At 61.5% G+C, this 17929-nt stretch carries 15 protein-coding genes; 5 read left to right on the top strand and 10 right to left on the bottom strand.

Annotated features, from left to right (window positions below; genetic code table 11):
• Positions 1-36: 36 nt before the first annotated feature.
• The 7 genes from AS9A_RS23635 to infC form a co-directional block, all read right to left on the bottom strand.
• A complete protein-coding gene (locus tag AS9A_RS23635) occupies positions 37-582 on the bottom strand; it encodes a hypothetical protein (protein ID WP_013806306.1) in 546 nt (181 codons plus the stop codon).
• Between the two features lie 80 nt (positions 583-662).
• Positions 663-3149 carry a phenylalanine--tRNA ligase subunit beta gene (gene pheT, locus AS9A_RS07260; protein ID WP_013806305.1) on the bottom strand — a complete coding sequence of 829 codons (2487 nt, stop codon included), beginning with the start codon at positions 3147-3149 and terminating at the stop codon, positions 663-665.
• Positions 3150-3182: 33 nt separating this feature from the next.
• The gene (gene pheS, locus AS9A_RS07255) at positions 3183-4208 is read right to left on the bottom strand and encodes a phenylalanine--tRNA ligase subunit alpha (RefSeq protein WP_049793860.1); all 1026 of its coding nucleotides are present in this window, start codon (positions 4206-4208) and stop codon (positions 3183-3185) included.
• A gap of 116 nt (positions 4209-4324) precedes the next feature.
• Positions 4325-5173 carry a TrmH family RNA methyltransferase gene (locus AS9A_RS07250; protein WP_041450933.1) on the bottom strand — a complete coding sequence of 283 codons (849 nt, stop codon included), beginning with the start codon at positions 5171-5173 and terminating at the stop codon, positions 4325-4327.
• Positions 5174-5208: 35 nt separating this feature from the next.
• On the bottom strand, positions 5209-5598 hold the full coding sequence (rplT, locus tag AS9A_RS07245) for a 50S ribosomal protein L20 (RefSeq protein WP_013806302.1): 390 nt from the start codon (positions 5596-5598) through the stop codon (positions 5209-5211).
• Positions 5599-5658: 60 nt separating this feature from the next.
• Complete coding sequence (gene rpmI, locus AS9A_RS23190; protein ID WP_013806301.1) at positions 5659-5853, bottom strand: 50S ribosomal protein L35; 195 nt, start codon at positions 5851-5853, stop codon at positions 5659-5661.
• Positions 5854-5958: 105 nt separating this feature from the next.
• On the bottom strand, positions 5959-6564 hold the full coding sequence (gene infC / locus AS9A_RS07235) for a translation initiation factor IF-3 (protein ID WP_083826483.1): 606 nt from the start codon (positions 6562-6564) through the stop codon (positions 5959-5961).
• A gap of 329 nt (positions 6565-6893) precedes the next feature.
• Here infC and AS9A_RS07230 point away from each other — a divergent pair, with 329 nt between their 5' ends.
• Positions 6894-7244: a DUF1844 domain-containing protein gene (locus AS9A_RS07230; RefSeq protein ID WP_041451654.1), complete on the top strand. Its 351-nt coding sequence runs from the start codon at positions 6894-6896 to the stop codon at positions 7242-7244.
• A 23-nt stretch (positions 7245-7267) separates the two neighbouring features.
• Here AS9A_RS07230 and uvrA read toward each other — a convergent pair whose 3' ends face one another.
• Positions 7268-10282, bottom strand: coding sequence for an excinuclease ABC subunit UvrA (gene uvrA / locus AS9A_RS07225; protein WP_013806298.1), 3015 nt, complete (start codon positions 10280-10282; stop codon positions 7268-7270).
• Positions 10283-10445: 163 nt separating this feature from the next.
• Between uvrA and AS9A_RS07220 the strand changes: the two genes are divergently transcribed.
• From AS9A_RS07220 to AS9A_RS07205, 4 genes are all read left to right on the top strand, one after another.
• Complete coding sequence (locus tag AS9A_RS07220) at positions 10446-11132, top strand: MBL fold metallo-hydrolase (protein ID WP_013806297.1); 687 nt, start codon at positions 10446-10448, stop codon at positions 11130-11132.
• A 141-nt stretch (positions 11133-11273) separates the two neighbouring features.
• Positions 11274-12140, top strand: a complete 867-nt coding sequence (locus AS9A_RS07215) for a DoxX family protein (RefSeq protein WP_013806296.1) — start codon at positions 11274-11276, stop codon at positions 12138-12140.
• 147 nt (positions 12141-12287) lie between these two features.
• Positions 12288-14531, top strand: coding sequence for a HelD family protein (locus AS9A_RS07210; RefSeq protein ID WP_083826665.1), 2244 nt, complete (start codon positions 12288-12290; stop codon positions 14529-14531).
• Between the two features lie 104 nt (positions 14532-14635).
• Positions 14636-15061, top strand: a complete 426-nt coding sequence (locus AS9A_RS07205) for a DUF732 domain-containing protein (protein ID WP_013806294.1) — start codon at positions 14636-14638, stop codon at positions 15059-15061.
• A 49-nt stretch (positions 15062-15110) separates the two neighbouring features.
• On the opposite strand, the gene AS9A_RS07200 is transcribed toward AS9A_RS07205, so the two are convergent.
• Both AS9A_RS07200 and uvrB read right to left on the bottom strand, forming a co-directional pair.
• The gene (locus AS9A_RS07200; protein WP_041450930.1) at positions 15111-15563 is read right to left on the bottom strand and encodes a universal stress protein; all 453 of its coding nucleotides are present in this window, start codon (positions 15561-15563) and stop codon (positions 15111-15113) included.
• Between the two features lie 179 nt (positions 15564-15742).
• On the bottom strand, positions 15743-17911 hold the full coding sequence (gene uvrB, locus AS9A_RS07195) for an excinuclease ABC subunit UvrB (protein ID WP_013806291.1): 2169 nt from the start codon (positions 17909-17911) through the stop codon (positions 15743-15745).
• Positions 17912-17929: the final 18 nt, after the last annotated feature.

The raw sequence follows: 17929 nt of genomic DNA, 5'->3' as shown, positions 1-17929 counted from the left end.
TATGCACTCCTGTGAAAGTTTATTCAACCTGACCGGCTACTTCTGCATGAGCCCACGAATCTGATTGAGCCGCTCACGAGCCATCCTCGCCCGCGCTTCCCACTGCTGTTCCAGCGACCGCTCCTCGGCTTCGGAAACGGTCGTCTCAGACGCGCCTATTGCCACCGCGAATCGAGCAGCGATCTTGTCCCGCACACTGCTGAATGTGGGGACGCCTTCCTTCGTCCATCCGGGTTCAAGCCCCGGCTCGCCGCGGGCTGCCGGATCCTCTAGCGGCGGCACCTCACCTACCGGGCCATCGGTGACGTCACGGGGCGACACCACACCCCCAGCCACTGAAATGCTCGCACTGCCGAGCTCTCCCGAATCTTGCGGCACCGGCGCCGCCATGGCAGACAACTGCGCGACCTGATGCAGAGCTCTCAAATGGGACCGGTCAACGGTTACCTCAGAGACGAGCTCACACAGCTCGTGGTCCGGCAATTTCTCGAGCGCTGCAAGCAGTTCGCCAAACGTTGCGGCTGAACGGGCATCGTCTTCTTCCCCAGCCCCGGGACGTACGGCAGGATCGGTAGTCGCCATATCCTCAGCCCTCCTTCGGAAGTGTGGTTCAAGGATACGTCCGAAGGAATTCGGCGCCGCGCACACCCGCGCCTGCGAGATCAGTGCCGGAGTTCTGCCTGGAACCGCTCGTGTGCCACCGCAACGGCGGAGTCACGCGCCGCCGTTGCCTCATCTTCAGTCAGCGTCCGGTCGGGCGCCCGGAAACGCAGGGAAAAGGCGAGCGATTTACGTCCCTCTCCGATCTGCGCGCCCGCGAACACATCAAAGAGCCTGATCTCGTCAAGCAGCTCCCCCGCGCCATCCGCGAGCGCCGATTCGACAGCCGCTGCAGGAACAGTTTCGTCGACCACGACGGCCACATCCTGGTGCACGGCAGGAAATACGGACGGCTGTGGGGCGGGCAAGTTCTCCCGCACGGGAAGACTGTCAAGTTCCATCTCGACAGCACACGTACGCGGAGGCAGTCCCACCGCTTCGAGCACTGCGGGATGCAACTCACCGGCATGGCCGACCACGGTCCCGTCGACGATGAGCTCAGCGCAACGGCCCGGGTGCCACGGCAAATACTGGGCTGCCCCGCGCTCAAGCGGAACCCCTGCAGCGTCAGCGATCAGCTCCGCAACGGCGAACGCGTCAGCTGCGGCCACCGGACGTCCCTTGCCCCAGGGGCCCGCAGGTTCACGCAGACCCGTCAGCACGACGCCCACCCGGACTGGCTGGTCGGGCAGCGACGCGAAAAGCCGTGCGATCTCCTGGCCGGAAGGCCGCCGGTCCACCGCAAGCATCTCCACCGGCACGGTGTCGGTTCCAGGCAGTGACACCTGACCGATCGCGAAGATCGAAAGATCACGCTGGCCCCTCGACACATTCCGTGCCGCAACATCACAGAGACCAGGCAGTAGTGTCGTGGCGAGCGCGGCCCGCTCGCTATCGAGCGGGTTGAGTACCTTCAGCGTCACCCGGCGCGGATCGTCCGCGTCGAGGGACCACTGGTCGAACACCGTATCGGACATGAACGGCGGAGGCTGCACCTCGACATAACCGGTGTAGGCAAGCGCGCGGCTCACCGCGCGCCGACGGCGCTGCAACGGGGTCAGCCCACGGCCGGCAGGTGCTGCGGGCAGCACGGAAGGAATGACATCGAGCCCCTCGAGTCGCAGCACTTCCTCGACGAGATCTGCCGGCTGATTCAGATCTGGACGCCAGGTCGGCGGCGTGACGAGCAGCTCATGTGCTCCGCCAGCACCAGTGTCCTCGAGGACCGTGGCACCAATCTGCTCGAGACGGAACTGCGTGGTGCCCGCACGGTATCCCACTCCCGCGACTCGATCGGGGAGATCAGGCTTCATACGGATCGTGGGTCGTTCCGGGACAAAGCCGATGTCGGTCAGCACCGGTTCAACTGTTCCCCCAGTAATCTCAGCGAGCAGCGACGCGGCACGGTCGAGCGCGGCAACAGCGAGTGCCGGATCGACCGAACGCTCAAAGCGTCGGCTCGCCTCGCTGGAGAGTTTGTGCCGCCGTGACGTACGGAACACAGCAAGCGGGTCCCAGCAAGCGGCCTCGAGGAGTACCTCCGTGGTCTCCGCGGATACCTCAGTACTTGCGCCGCCCATCACACCCGCGAGTGAGACTGGCCCGCTGTCATCAGCGATTACCACGTCTTCACCGTCGAGCTCCCGCACCACATCGTCGAGCGTGAGGAGCTTCTCCCCCGCTTGCGCACGCCGCACGACGAGGTCGCCCCGTAACCTCGCCACGTCGAATGCGTGCATCGGCTGCCCGAGTTCGAGCAGTACATAGTTGGTGACATCAACCGCCGGTGAAATCGGGCGCACTCCCGACAGCATGAGTCTCCGTTGCAGCCACCACGGAGTTACAGCCTGGGTGTCGATACCGGTAACGCGGCGCAGCGCGAAGCGGGTGGCGCCCGACTCTGGATCGACGGTAACCCCCCACGCTTCTTCCTCTGTGCCGTGTACTGGCACTTGTGCGGGATCAGCGAATGAAAGTCCGAAGCCGCAGCACAGCTCACGGGTAAGACCGCGTACGGATAGGCAGTATCCACGGTCGGGTGTCACGGCCAGCTCGATGACATGATCGTCAAGGCCCACCACCGCGTGCGCGTCCGCACCCGGGATCGCGGTTCCTGGTGAGAGAACCAGGATGCCCGCGTGGTCCCGGCCAATGCCAAGTTCACGCGCAGAACAGATCATGCCGTCAGAAACGCGACCATAGGTCTCCCGGGATGCGATCCGGAAGTCGCCTGGAAGCACTGCCCCCGGGAGCGCTACCACGACCAGGTCTTCTGGTACGAAGTTCTGCGCGCCGCACACGATCCCGCGCGGCTCTGCTTCGCCCACGTCTACGGTGCAGAACCGAATGGACTTCTTGAACCCGTCGAGCTGCTCGATGGTGACAACGCGGCCGACAACCACGGGACCCGAAACTGGACCAAGCGCCGTGACCTCTTCAACCTCGAGTCCCACACCGACGAAGCCGGCATCGAACTCCTCGGTCGTGATCTGCCATCCCGGGTTCGCACGCTGGACGACCTCAGTCAGCCAGGACTGCGCTACTCGCACGTGAACTCGCTTCCCCTGTCCGAAGACAACTCTTTAACCCTGCACACCGAACGGCAACGTGAACCGGATGTCACCTTCAACGATGTCTCGCATATCTGGGATGCCATTGCGGAACTGCAGTGTCCGCTCGAGCCCCATACCGAACGCGAACCCGGAGTACACGTCGGGATCAATGCCGTTGGCGCGCAACACGTTCGGGTGCACCATTCCGCAGCCACCCCATTCGACCCAGCCCGGGCCGCCCTTCTTTCCCTCGAACCAGACATCAACTTCCGCCGAGGGTTCCGTGAACGGGAAGTAGTTCGCGCGCATGCGCGTGATCGCGGCCGGCCCGAACAAAGCACGCGCAAATGCGTCCAGCGTGCCCTTCAGGTTTGCCATCGTCAGACCCTTGTCCACCGCGAGGCCTTCCACCTGCGAGAAGACCGGTGTGTGGGTAGCGTCGAGTTCGTCAGTGCGGAAAGTACGGCCAGGGCAGACGACGTAGATCGGCACCTCGCGGGTGAGCATGCTCCGAACCTGGACCGGCGACGTGTGAGTGCGCAACACCTGCCGGGACCCCTCAGGTGCGATGTGAAAAGTGTCCTGCATCGTTCGCGCGGGATGATCGGGCAGGAAGTTCAGCGCATCGAAGTTCGCATGTTCAGTCTCGACCTCGGGGCCTTCCGCCACCTCCCACCCCATTGCGATGAATACGTCGCAGATCTGCTCAGAGATTATTGTGATTGGGTGGCGTGCGCCCCGCGGAGTCCGATCCGCTGGCAGCGTGACATCAATAGTCTCCGCGACAAGTACTGCAGCGTCACGCTCAGCGTGAAGAATCTCGGAACGCGCATCGAAAGCCCGCTGGACACGAGCCCTGTACACATTGACTCGCTTGCCCGCGTCCGCACGCTCCGCCTTGGGCAGTGTCCCCAGTGCGCGCCGCGCCAGTGCAATAGGAGAACGGTCACCAAGGTGCTGCGTCTTCGCGTGGGCGAGGTCATCCAGCGATCCCGTCGCGGCGAACGCCTCCTCCGCAGCCGTCGCGGCAGCTTCGAGCGCTTCCTCGCTGAGCATCTGCGCGTCGCCGGCAGACGTACCCGATTCTGGGGCCTGCTGAGCTGCGTTCTCTGACACGATCCGCTTCACTCCTCACTTGTGTGCTGTGCCGATGTTATGCGAGACACCGCGGTTCACGGCAATCGGTGTCCAGGTTGTCCATTGGCGCGAAGCTCGAACATCCTTGCGCTCTCGTAGAGACACAGCGCTGCAGCCGTTGCGAGATTCAGACTTTCCGCTTGACCGAAGATGGGAATGCGCACTTTAACGTCGGCCTGGGCAAGTGCCGTGGCACTCAGCCCGTGCGCCTCGTTCCCAAAGATCCACGCAACACGTCCTGCCTGCACTGGGGAGGTTTCTCGCTGCGCGAGCCGTGTCAGGGATTCCTCTCCTTCGGCGGTCGTCGCGAGCAGCATGCAGCCGTGGTCCCGTAGTTGCCGAAGCACAGCGCTCGTGTCGCGCTCGCGGACCACCGGGAGGTGAAAGAAGCTTCCCGCCGACGCCCGGATTGCCTTGCCATTACACGGATCGACCGCATCGCCCACAAGAATCACCCCATGCGCCCCGGCCGCGTCTGCCACGCGAATGATAGCCCCAGCGTTGCCCGGGTCGTTGACATCAATCAGGACTGCGACGAACGCTTCAGCGGGCAGTGCGTCGAGGAGGGAGGCCAGCGAGTGCACAGGCTGATGACAGACGGCAACAATTCCCTGCGGCGTCACAGTCTCCGAAAGCGCTTGCGCCACGCGATCAGAAACCTGCCACACCGGCACTGCGGCCCGTCGCGCATCCGAGATGACTTTCGCGTGCTTGACCAGGCCTTCCGCACTGCTGAACAGTTCGATGGCGAGGCCGTTCTCCAGAGCGCCGCCGACGGCGTTCGAACCTTCAGCGAGGAACTTTGCGGTCTTTCGGCGCTCGCCGGCTTTCACCAGCTTCAACGCCGACACGACCCGTGGATTCCGGTCAGAAATCGTATCCACGGGTCGTGTCTCTGCAGTTTCGCTGTCGCGGACGGTCAGGCCGCGTCCTCAGCAGGTGCGTTCACATCTGCCGGAAGCGCATCTTTCGCAACACTGACGAGAGCTGCGAAGGCGTCTGGGTCCGAAACCGCGATCTCGGCGAGGTTCTTGCGGTCGACCTCCACACCGGCTGCCTTCAGACCCTGAATCAGGCGGTTGTAGGTGATGTCGTTAGCACGAGCTGCCGCATTGATGCGGGTGATCCACAGCTTGCGGAAGTCACCCTTGCGAGCACGACGATCCCGGTAGGAATACGTCATTGAATGGAGCATCTGCTCCTTGGCCTTGCGGTAGAGGCGCGACCGCTGCCCACGGTAGCCCTTCGCACCCTCAAGTATTGTCCGGCGCTTCTTCTGAGCGTTCACCGCTCTTTTGACGCGTGCCACTAGCTTGTCCTGTCAGTTCTCGGGGGTCTACTTCGACCCGTATGGTCGGGAGTGCTTGTCTCAGAGTCCGAGCATGCGCTTGACGCGCGGTGCATCGTTATCGCTGACTGTGACCGTGCCCTCGAGGCGGCGAGTCCGGTGGCTCGACTTGTGCTCCAAAAGGTGGCGACGGTTGGCGCGCTGGCGCAGCAGTTTGCCGCCACCAGAAACCTTGAAGCGCTTCGAAGCGCCGCTATGGGTCTTGTTCTTCGGCATGAGATTCAGTGTCCTCGGTTCGTTGTGGTTGTTGCGCAGAAGCGGTCAGCGCAGTTCTATGCTGACCTGCGCTAACGCCCCGCACGGGGGCAGGCATTGAGAGGATCAGCCGGCTTGGGCCGAGCCTTCCGCCTGCTCCTCCTGCTGCTCTGGACGGGCGGCACGCCCGGCTCCTTGCTGCGCTTTTGTACGTGTCTTTTGTCCGCGGTGGGGGGCTAGGACCATAGTCATGTTCCGGCCGTCCTGACGCGCAGATGTCTCGACAAATCCCAGGTCGGCGACATCTGCAGCGAGGCGCTGAAGCAACCTGAAGCCAAGCTCCGGCCGCGACTGCTCGCGGCCGCGGAACATGATAGTGACCTTCACCTTGTTGCCCGCATCGAGGAAGCGCACGACATTTCGCTTCTTCGTCTCGTAATCGTGGTCGTCGATCTTCGGGCGCAGCTTCTGTTCCTTGATGACCGTCTGCTGCTGGTTCCGGCGAGATTCACGAGCTTTCTGCGCCGCCTCATACTTGAACTTGCCGTAGTCCATGATCTTGCAGACCGGCGGACGAGCATCAGGGGCAACCTCGACGAGATCCATGTCTGCATCGAGAGCAAGGCGCAGTGCATCTTCAATCCGCACGATTCCCACCTGCTCGCCGTTCGGGCCGACCAGTCGGACTTCGGGAACTCGGATGCGGTCATTGATGCGGGTCTCAGTGCTGATGGGGCCTCCTCAGTTAGCGGTGCGTCTGTAGTCAGCGAACCCCTGCCCCAACAAAGAAAGCCCCTGCGCCGGTACTCGAGTACCGACAGGGGCCCATTGCCGACCGGTCGCTGCCAGGGCACCTCACAGCACCCTGAAACCCCACACCTACAGGGGACCCGGAAAACCGGGCGGACCGGACCGTTGACACTGTGCGTGCAACGGTGGGAGCTGGGCTCCACTTGATGCCCCCGAAGTCAACGGAGGCGGTCGCGTATGACAGGGTACCACCTATGGCGGACGAAACCTACGCGACGAACGACGTGCCCCGCAGTGCCCACGACCCGCAGATGGTGCAAGGAGAAATCGAGGGTGAACTTCCCGTCCGTGAGCTCGCGGAAATCCCGGCGATAGAGGTGATCTCCCGGGCAGCTGTCATGCTGCTGAGTTCGGGTGCGGAGAAACTTGGGCTGTCCTCATCTGAGCCTCAGAACAGCCCGCATTTCGATCTCGACGAGGCCCGCCGCATTATCACCGCGCTCGCAGGCCTCATCACCGCTTCAGCGGAGTATCTGGGGCCGCATGCGGGACCGCTCCGCGACGGACTGCAGGCCCTGCAGCGCGCCTTCAGGGAAAGCTCCGCTTATCCGGACGAGCCTGGACACGGCCCGGGCGAAAAATACACCGGCCCCGTGCATTAACCGGCGTCGAGGGGCTCTTCCCGCTAGGCAACGGGCGCGGTGACCCGTCCCCGGCGCTTACCGCCCCGGGCTCCATTGCCACTGCCGCCGCCTTCGGGCCCAGTTCCGCTAGTGCGGCCCGCGGCTGGTACGGACTGAGTTGCGGAAGGTGCCCCCTCATGTCCGTTTACGTCATGCCGCTGGCCCCCGAGCAGTTCGGCGAGGAACCCACCTGTATAGCTTTCCTCCATCGCCGCGACATCTTCGGGTGTCCCTTGCGCGACAACGATGCCGCCGCCAGAGCCACCCTCGGGACCCATATCGATGATCCAGTCAGCGGTTTTGATCACGTCGAGGTTGTGCTCGATGACGATAACCGTGTTGCCCTTGTCGACAAGGCCATTGATTACCTTGAGGAGCTTCCGGATATCCTCGAAGTGCAGGCCAGTGGTCGGCTCATCGAGGATGTAGATCGTGCGGCCAGTCGAACGCTTCTGAAGTTCAGCAGCTAACTTGACACGCTGCGCCTCACCACCCGAAAGGGTGGGCGCCGACTGTCCCAGCCGTACGTAGCCCAGTCCGACTTCGACGAGCGTTTTCAGGTACCGGTGGATCGACGTTACCGGTTCGAAGAAGTCCGCAGCTTCCTCGATAGACATGTCAAGTACTTCAGCGATGTTTCTCCCCTTGTAATGCACCTCGAGAGTCTCACGGTTATAGCGCGCACCGTGGCACACCTCGCAGGGGACGTACACATCCGGCAAGAAGTTCATCTCGATCTTGATTGTGCCGTCGCCTGTGCACGCCTCGCAGCGTCCGCCCTTGACGTTGAAGCTGAACCTGCCGGGCTGGTAACCACGTACTTTCGCCTCCGTGGTCGCGGCGAATAGCGTACGAATCTTGTCGAATACACCGGTATATGTGGCCGGGTTGGATCGCGGAGTGCGACCGATCGGAGACTGGTCTACCTGGACCAATTTGTCCAGATTGTCGACGCCCTTGATACGGGTATGACGGCCCGGCACATGACGTGCGCCGTTGAGCTTGTTCGCCAGCGTTTTCGCAAGAATCTCATTGACCAGAGTCGACTTTCCTGAACCAGAGACCCCTGTGATTGCGAGGAGAGCGCCGAGCGGGAAGTCCACCTCGATGTCGCGCAAATTATGTTCCCGTGCCCCCACGACTGTGAGCTTGCGTTTACGGTCGATCGGCCGGCGCACCATCGGCGTCTCTATCTGCAGGCGGCCAGCGAGGTATGCCCCAGTCAGCGAGTTGGAATTCTCAAGCAACTCGGCGAAGGTGCCGCTGTGGACCACTTCGCCACCGTGTTCTCCCGCCCGCGGCCCGATGTCGACAATCCAGTCCGATGTTCGGATCGTGTCCTCGTCGTGTTCCACGACTATGAGGGTGTTACCAAGATCGCGGAGACGTGTCAGGGTATCGATCAGCCTCCGATTGTCCCGCTGGTGCAGACCGATGGACGGCTCGTCTAGTACATAAAGCACTCCTACGAGACCTGAGCCGATCTGAGTAGCGAGCCGGATTCGCTGTGCTTCGCCGCCGGACAACGTTCCCGCGGCACGGTCTAGCGACAAGTAGTCAAGGCCGACGTCAAGAAGGAAGCCGAGCCGTGCCTGTACTTCCCGCAGCACTCGGCCCGCGATGGCAGCTTCACGCGCTCCAAGCTCAAGGCTGTTCAAGTACTGCGCGCATTCCGAGATCGACAGCTCGCACACTTCCGCGATAGACCTGGCTTGTCCATCACCGCCTGGGATGCGGACCGACAGGATCTCGGGACGCAGCCGAGCGCCATTGCATGCCGGGCACGGGGTATCCCGCATGAAACCCTCGTAGCGATCTTTCATCTGGTCGGACTCGGTCTGATCGAGGCGCCGCTGGAGAAACGGCATTACACCCTCGAATTCGGCATAGTAGGAACGTGTCCGGCCATAACGGTTCGTATAGCGCACATGGACTTGATGTTCCGAACCTTCGAGAACCGCTTTTTTCGCCTTTGCGGGCAGCCGCCGCCACGGGGTTTCAAGGGTGAATCCCATGGCGTCACCCAACCCCTTGAGCAGTCGTGTGAAGTACTCCGCAGACTGCCCCGACGACCAGGGTGCAATGGCGCCATCGGCCAGGGAAAGCTCGGGATCGGGCACCACCAGGTCGGGATCCACTTCTTTGCGGATCCCGAGACCGTGACACTCAGGACAGGCGCCATAGGGCGAGTTGAAAGAGAAGGACCGGGGCTCGAGATCATCTATGGCGAGGGCGTGGCCGTTCGGGCAGGCGAGGCGCTCGGAGAATCGGCGCTGACGATCGGAAGCAGATTCATCGCGATCGACAAAATCGAGGACCACTATGCCATCCGCGAGACGCAGGGCCGTCTCCACGGAATCGGTCAAACGCTGCTTCGCGCTGTCTTTGACGACAAGGCGGTCAACAACAACTTCGATGTCATGCTTTTCTTGCTTCTTGAGTGTCGGCGGATCAGTAAGCGGGTACACCGTGCCATCGACTCGAACGCGTGCGAAGCCTTCGGAGCTGAGTTGCGAAAACAGCTCGACAAATTCGCCTTTACGCGTTCGTACCACTGGTGCGAGCACCTGGAATCGTGTGCCCGACTCCATCTCCAGCACCTGGTCAACGATCTGTTGCGGAGTCTGCCGGGCGATCTTCTCTCCACATGCAGGGCAGTACGGTGTACCGGCACGAGCGAAAAGAAGCCGCAGGTAGTCGTACACTTCCGTGATCGTTCCCACCGTGGACCGCGGATTACGGTTCGTCGACTTCTGGTCGATGGAGACAGCTGGAGAAAGACCTTCAATGAAATCGACGTCCGGTTTGTCCATCTGGCCGAGAAACTGGCGGGCGTACGCCGAGAGGGACTCAACGTAGCGACGCTGCCCCTCGGCGAAGATCGTGTCGAAGGCCAGACTCGACTTCCCTGAACCTGACAGGCCGGTGAAGACAATCAGGCTATCCCGCGGCAAATCGAGGTCAATCCCCCGCAGATTGTGCTCGCGCGCACCACGCACGACTAGCCGATCCGCCACTGCAACCCCTTTTGTCCGGCGCGTACGCGCCCCGAAAACCACGCTTCTTAGCCAGCGCCGACATGCTACGCCGTGCCCCTGACAATTTCAGGAAGCCGTCGTCAAGCGGCGATCAATCTTCAGGTGGCCGCCTTCAGCTAACCAAAGTCCCCCGGTAACCTCGATGTGCATGGCGCACCCAATTACGATTGTTGACGAGTACACCGGAACTGTCGAAGGCGGAGGTCCAGTCCACCGTCGACTGCTGCCCGAGGCGCGGATCCTGAAAATGTCGGTCGGTCCGATGGATAACAACGTGTATGTCGTTACCTGCGAACGTACCGGAAAGTCCCTTCTGATTGACGCGGCGAACGAGGCTCCGCGCATTCTCGAACTGCTCTCATCGCAGGCGCCGCAGCTCGAACTCATCTTGACGACACATCAGCATGCGGACCACTGGCAGGCGCTGGAAGCGGTGGCGGCGGAGACGCAAGCACCAACCGTTGCCCACCCGCTCGATGCCGAACCGCTGCCGGTTGCGCCGGACAGGCTTGTCGACCACGGTGACGTGATCCAAGTCGGCGATCTCGCGTTTGAGGTCATTCACCTTCGCGGCCACACCCCGGGCTCCGTGGCACTCGCCACCTCGCTCGGCGGTGTCACGCACCTTTTCACGGGCGACAGCCTATTCCCCGGTGGCGTCGGAAAGACTTCGTCGCCGGAAGCGTTCCGCCGACTGTTCCATGACGTCTCGGAGCGGCTCTTCGATCGGTTCGACGACTCGGCCACCGTCTATCCAGGTCACGGTGCTGACACCACACTCGGCGCGGAACGGGCCCAGCTTCCTCAATGGCGCGACCGCGGATGGTAAACGCGTGTCCCAGAACCCGATATGCCCCTTTCCTGGGAGCAAATTCTCCAACTCACATGCAACGTGACGGATAACGAGCCCCGTCCTGGGTATGTACTTACTAGGGTGGTAACCGGACTCGTACCGTGGAAAGGCTGAATCATGCTGCTTCGCAGGATCGCACGCCCAATGCTTGCCGGAGTTTTCGTTGCGAATGGGGTTAACACGCTTCGAAATCCTGAAGAAATCGCCGACAAAGCAGCCCCGCTCGTCGAGTATGCCCATGCCTCACTTCCGGCGGACACCTCGCGCAAGCTTCCCGCAGACCCTGCAACAGTCGCGCGCATCAACGCGGCTGTCCAGGTTGGAGCGGGCGCCTTACTGGCGCTCGGGCGAACGCCACGGATTGCATCGGGGCTGCTCGCGGTAACCCTCGTGCCTACAACGGTGGTGCAGCATCCTTTCTGGGCAGAGACCGACAGCCGGCTGCGTGCTGAGCAGCGCTCGCATTTCCTGAAGAACGTGGCGTTGCTCGGAGGCCTGCTGATCACAGCCAGTGACACCGAAGGCAAGCCTTCAGTGGGGTGGCGTGCGCGTCGTCTCGCTGGGCGGGCTACTACGGCGATCTCCACCGCAGCGCCAGCCGCCTCGAGCGCAGGCACTTCGGCCGAGACACGCGCGAAACTTGCGGAGGGGTGGCACACCGTCGCGGAACGGGCACGTGAGGTCGCCGCAGAAGCAGGTGAGCGTGGCTCTGAGCTGTTCGAGGTTGCCGCTGATCGAGGCTCTGAACTGATGGAGGCTGCGTCCAAGCGTGGTTCTGAGTGGTACGAAGTGGCGGCAGACAAGGCTCCGGATTTGTACGAGACCGCAGCTGAACAGGCAAGTAAGTGGTACAGCACGGCGTCGGACCGAAGCGCTGAACTTGCAGCGAAAGCGGCGGATCGCAGCTCAGATCTCGCGCACCGCACGGCAGAACTGGCCAAGGACGGCTCAGCGGAAGTCCGTGCTCACATAAAGCATCGCTAACGCCTAGATGCGGCGCACTTCGCCTGCGCGCACGGCGATACTTCTGAGCTAGAGTGGTTGGCTCAGTATTGCGACGTGGCTGTCGCGCAGGCGAAGGAGCTTGAGGTGCAGGAGCGAGAAATCGACCGTGAGCAGGAGTATGTCGCAATGCTCTACGGGCGATTGGATGGTCTGCGTGATCATGCGCGCCAGAACCTGGCCTCGGTAATGCGTGAACGTGGCGGTACGCCGCAGGCGCAATCTGAGCGCGAGTCATACAACGCGATGTACACCGCGAAGTTGTCCAAATACCTCGCGGCGGAGAATGGGCTATGTTTCGGCCGTATCGATCTCAGTGACGGCGAAGCCCGCTACGTCGGACGGCTAGGCATTTGGGATGAGGACAGCGACTTCGACCCGTTGCTCCTCGACTGGCGTGCACCGATGGCGCGACCGTTCTACCTCGCAACCCCTGCGTCGCCCGAGGGGGTAGCGAGGCGGCGTCATATTCGAACACGAGGGCGCACCGTCACGGCCCTCAACGATGAGTACCTCGACCCCGACGCGCTCGCCGCGAACAATGGCGACGAGTTCAATGAGTCCGCGGCTTATGCCGAGGGTGAAACCGGCGTCGCCAGCGAAAACGCCCTCCTCGCGGCAATAAGCGCGGCGCGCACCGGCCATATGGTCGACATCGTTGCGACAATCCAGCGCGAACAAGACGAGATTATTCGATCGGAGCATCGAAGCGTCCTGGTTGTGCAGGGAGGCCCGGGGACCGGCAAGACGGCGGTGGCGTTACACCGTGCCGCATTCCTCCTCTACACCTTCCGCGATCTACTTGAGAAGAGCGGGGTGCTCATAATTGGGCCGAATGACACGTTCCTCAAGTACATCAGTCAGGTGCTCCCGTCGCTCGGAGAAACTGGCGTGGTGCTCTCCACGATCGGTGATCTCTACCCAGGTGTGGCAGCAATCGGACAGGATTCGCTGGGTGCAGCAGTGGTCAAGGGGTCCCTCGCGATGGTTGATGTACTGAAGGAAGCCGTCCGGGATCGCCAGGAAGTTCCATCGCGACCGGTCGAGTTCGAATTCGATACATATCGACTCACAATCGATAAGAAGCTGATCACCCGCGCGCGGGGACGTGCCCGTTCGTCTAGAAAGCCACATAACCGGGCGCGCGATCTGTACTTCGCCGCAGCGATCGAGGGTCTGGCGGAACAGTACGCCGCGATTGTGGGGGCCAATTTGGCCGGCAAGGATTCGTTGCTCAGCCGGGAGGATATCGCCGACGTTCGCGACGAAATGCGCCAAGATTCGACAATCCGCACTATCGTCGGTTCCTTCTGGCCCCACCTCACACCGCAGGTCGTGTTGCGCGACCTGTTCGCGTCCGAAGAGCGTCTTCGGCGCGCTTCGCCTCACCTTTCGGAAGCTGAACGGACCGAACTTCTTCGCCCTAAGTCCGAGCCCTTCTCCCCCGGTGATGCCCCTCTTCTGGACGAGCTTGCAGAACTGCTCGGTATTGATGATGACGATGACGACCGTTTAGCCCAGGAACGCTGGCGCGCGAAGATCGCCGAGGCGCAGGAGGCTCTCGACATCCTCACTGGCTCGGCTCCGCAAGACCTCGAGGACGACCTCGATCCCGAAATCCTGATGGCGTACGACCTGATCGACGCTGAACAGCTTGCGGAGCGTCAGGAGTACCGAAATTCGAAGACGACCGCCGAGCGCGCGGCTGCCGACAGGCAGTGGACCTACGGTCACGCAATCATCGACGAGGCACAGGAATTGTCTGCGATGGCGTGGCGCATGGTGATGCGCAGGGTGCCCAACCGCTGGATGACAGTGGTGGGCGACCCCGCACAGACTGGCAACCCAGCCGGCACGTCATCATGGCAGGGGGCCCTCGAACCCTACGTAGCGCGTAGATGGAAGCTCGCCGAGCTCTCCATCAATTACCGCACACCCTCCGAAATCATGGCTGTTGCTGGGGACGTACTCGCACGTATCTCGGAAGGTGCCGTGGCGCCGAAGTCAATCCGCGATTCTGGCCATCTGCCCTGGGCGCGCAAGGTGACGATTCCTGATCTCAGCACCGAGGTCGCCGCTCAAGTCACCAAGTGGCAGGACGAACAACGGGAGGGGACGATCGCAGTCATCGCACCGGAATCCCTCGCTGCATCGCTTTCACCGCTCCAGTCCGAGGACGTCAGCGTCCTCGTCGTGCGGGACGCGAAGGGTCTGGAATTCGACTCTGTACTCGTCGTCGATCCTGACGGCATTCTTTCGGAATCCCCGCGGGGCCTGAACGATATCTACGTTGCTCTTACCCGCGCGACCCAGCGGATTGGGGTCTTCTACGCTGGGGATCTACCAGAGTGTCTGAGTTTGATAACGGATTAGTGCGCTACTCAGCTATTTCTGCGGAGAATCACTGATTTGCGGGCTGCGAACCTGCACACTCTGTTGCAAGCCCGGACGACTGCCCAGAAAGGATCACAAACCACATGCCACGCCGCTATGTCGCTTCATCGAGACGCACACTGTGTGGTGCGCTTGTATTGGTCGCGGCGGCGATCGCAACTTCGGCATGCGGTGGTGGTAATGATGAGCATGCTCAGGAGCAGACAGCCAGCGATAGTCTCATTGAGACGGTCGAACCTGAAGCTGCGAGTCCGATGGACGAGGACCGCGCGCAAGACATCTTCGCCGCGCTTGACGGTGCGGGCGTGAAAGGGCAATCTCGGGCGACGACACTTCAGCTAGTGCGCGGCATCTGTGTTCAGATTGAGGCGGGGTCTTCGGGCCAGCAGATACTCGACAACCTGCAATCCGTCACCAGCGTTATGGCACGAGAAACTGGAGCCGGACTGACCGGCACGGAAATCGCAGAAATCTACGTGGAAGCGGCGAAAACGTACTACTGCGCGTAATGGAAGACGCCGGGGGCCGACGTCGCCCGCCCCCGGCGTGTTCGAGTCGTCAGCGAACGGTATGAACGATCAGAACGTCGCTTGCGGATTTCCGCGCGACGTCCGAGGGCACCGAGCCAAGCAACCGGCCAGTCAGCGTGTTGAGTCCGCGGTTTCCGACGACCAGGAGGTCCGCACTTACCTCTTCGACGAGGGCGAGCAACGAGTCAACAGGGGCGCCGACGACAGCACGCTCCACCACATTCTTTGCGCCCGCATCCACAGCGCGCTCGCGCGCCTTCCGGAGAATCTCATAGGTCGGTGCGGCGCCAGTGATCTGATAGGCGTCGTCCTTCAGCTGATCAACCGCATCCCCAAGTTCCTTCGGATCGGACGGGTAGTAAGCACAGGCGACCACGAGCTTGGCGTCTCCATCGCCCGCGAGCGCTCCTGCCTTCTCGACAGCCTTGAGCGACGACTCTGAACCATCGGAACCCACAACGATCGTGCGGTAGGCGGTCATTCGTTCCTCCATTGATCTTGCCAGTGCTCGGAGCATATTGCCCCGCTTAGAGCGCGGTAAGTACTTCTAGCGCTGACACTAGTCTGTACACACCCATCTTCACGTTGATTTCGGCTCTGATTCCACTGATCTTCTTGAGTATTTCCGCGATGTCTGTCACAACCACCGCTGCTATGTGCTCAGGACATCCCGGCAGCATCCATTCCGCGGAGTTCTTTCTTTAGGTCAGCAATCTCATCACGCAATCGTGCAGCGAGTTCGAATTGCAAGTCCCGCGCAGCAGCCATCATCTGGTCAGTGAGTTGCGCGATAAGGTCGGCGAGTTCGGCGCGCGGCATAGCCTTGACGTCTTGCCCGTCGTACACACCCGGGCTGACAGCACGGCCCGCTTCGCCCTGAGCACGGCGGCCGCGCGACGCATTCCGGCCCGATCCACCGACAGACACAGACTCATCAGTATCGTCTGCTTCCTGGTAAACCTGGTCGAGAATATCGGCAATCTTCTTGCGTAATGGCGCTGGCTCAATACCCATCTCGGTGTTGTAAGCGATTTGCTTCTCGCGGCGCCGCTCCGTCTCCTCTATTGCCCGCTGCATCGAGTCAGTCATCCTGTCGGCGTACATGTGAACCTCGCCCGACACGTTGCGCGCCGCGCGACCGATCGTCTGGATGAGGCTCGTTGAGCTCCGCAGAAACCCTTCTTTATCGGCGTCGAGAATTGCAACCAGAGATACCTCAGGAAGATCAAGGCCCTCGCGCAACAGATTGATGCCAACAAGCACATCGAATTCACCAAGGCGCAATTGCCGAAGCAACTCGACTCTCCGCAAGGTGTCGATATCAGAATGCAGGTACCGCACCTTAATTCCCAGTTCTAGGAGGTAATCCGTGAGGTCCTCCGCCATCTTTTTCGTCAACGTGGTAACGAGGATTCGTTCATCACGCTCAGTCCGGCTCCGAACTTCATGTACAAGGTCATCAATCTGCCCTTTCGTAGGCTTCACAATGACGTGTGGATCAACGAGACCCGTGGGGCGGATGACCTGCTCGACGAACTCGCCTCCCGTCCTGCCTAGCTCGTACGGACCGGGCGTAGCTGACAGATACACCGTCTGCCCAATCCGGGACGAGAACTCTTCCCATGTGAGGGGCCTGTTATCGAGAGCAGAGGGTAGTCGGAAGCCGTAGTCAACAAGGTTGCGTTTACGCGACATATCGCCCTCGTACATGCCCCCGATTTGCGGCACCGTGACGTGTGACTCGTCAATGACAAGTAGGAAGTCATCCGGAAAGTAGTCCAGCAGGGTAGCTGGCGGTGTTCCCGAACCACGAGCATCGATGTGGCGTGAATAGTTCTCGATGCCCGAGCAGAAGCCGACCTGGCGCATCATCTCGATGTCATAGGAAGTCCGCATACGCAGCCGCTGCGCTTCGAGGAGCTTCCCCCGATTTTCCAGGTCAGCGAGCCGCTGTTCGAGTTCTCTCTCAATCCCCTCGATCGCCTTCTCCATGCGGTCCGGACCAGCCACATAGTGGGTGGCGGGAAAGATCCGCAGTGACTGGACCTGCTCGACGACGTCACCCGTCAACGGGTGGATGTAATAGAGCGAATCAACCTCGTCGCCGAAGAACTCGACCCGAACAGCAAGTTCTTCGTACGCCGGAATGATGTCGAGAGTGTCACCCCTGACTCGGAAAGCTCCACGGACGAAGGCCATGTCGTTGCGCGTGTACTGGATGTCCACCAGGAGCCTGAGCAGCCGGTCACGCGGCACTTCCTGACCCACTTCGATCTCAATCGAACGGTCGAGATACGACTGCGGGGTCCCTAGCCCATAGATGCACGAGACTGACGACACCACCACGACGTCACGCCGTGACAAGAGACTCGACGTGGCCCGATGGCGCAGACGCTCGACATCGTCATTGATCGAGCTGTCCTTCTCGATGTACGTATCTGTCTGCGCGATATATGCCTCGGGCTGGTAATAGTCGTAGTACGAAACGAAATACTCAACAGCGTTGTGTGGCAGCATCTCCCGTAGCTCGTTCGCTAGCTGGGCCGCAAGCGTCTTGTTCGGCGCCATGAGAAGCGTCGGCCGCTGCACCCGCTCGATCAGCCATGCCGTTGTCGCGGACTTGCCGGTCCCAGTCGCACCGAGAAGAACGACGTCTTTCTCACCCTTGTTGAGGCGCCGCTCGAGATCCTCGATTGCGGCGGGCTGGTCGCCGGCAGGAGTGTAGTCACTGACCACCGTGAAGCGCCCCGGCGTGCGTTCAATTTCCCCGATCGGCCGGTATTCCGAGTGGGCGAGCACGGCGTCGGGACGTTCGGTCGCAAATGCCATACATCTCAGAGTAATGCG

This window comes from Hoyosella subflava DQS3-9A1 (genome assembly GCF_000214175.1).
GTDB lineage: Bacteria > Actinomycetota > Actinomycetes > Mycobacteriales > Mycobacteriaceae > Hoyosella > Hoyosella subflava.
This window is presented reverse-complemented; position numbering and strand designations above follow the sequence as displayed.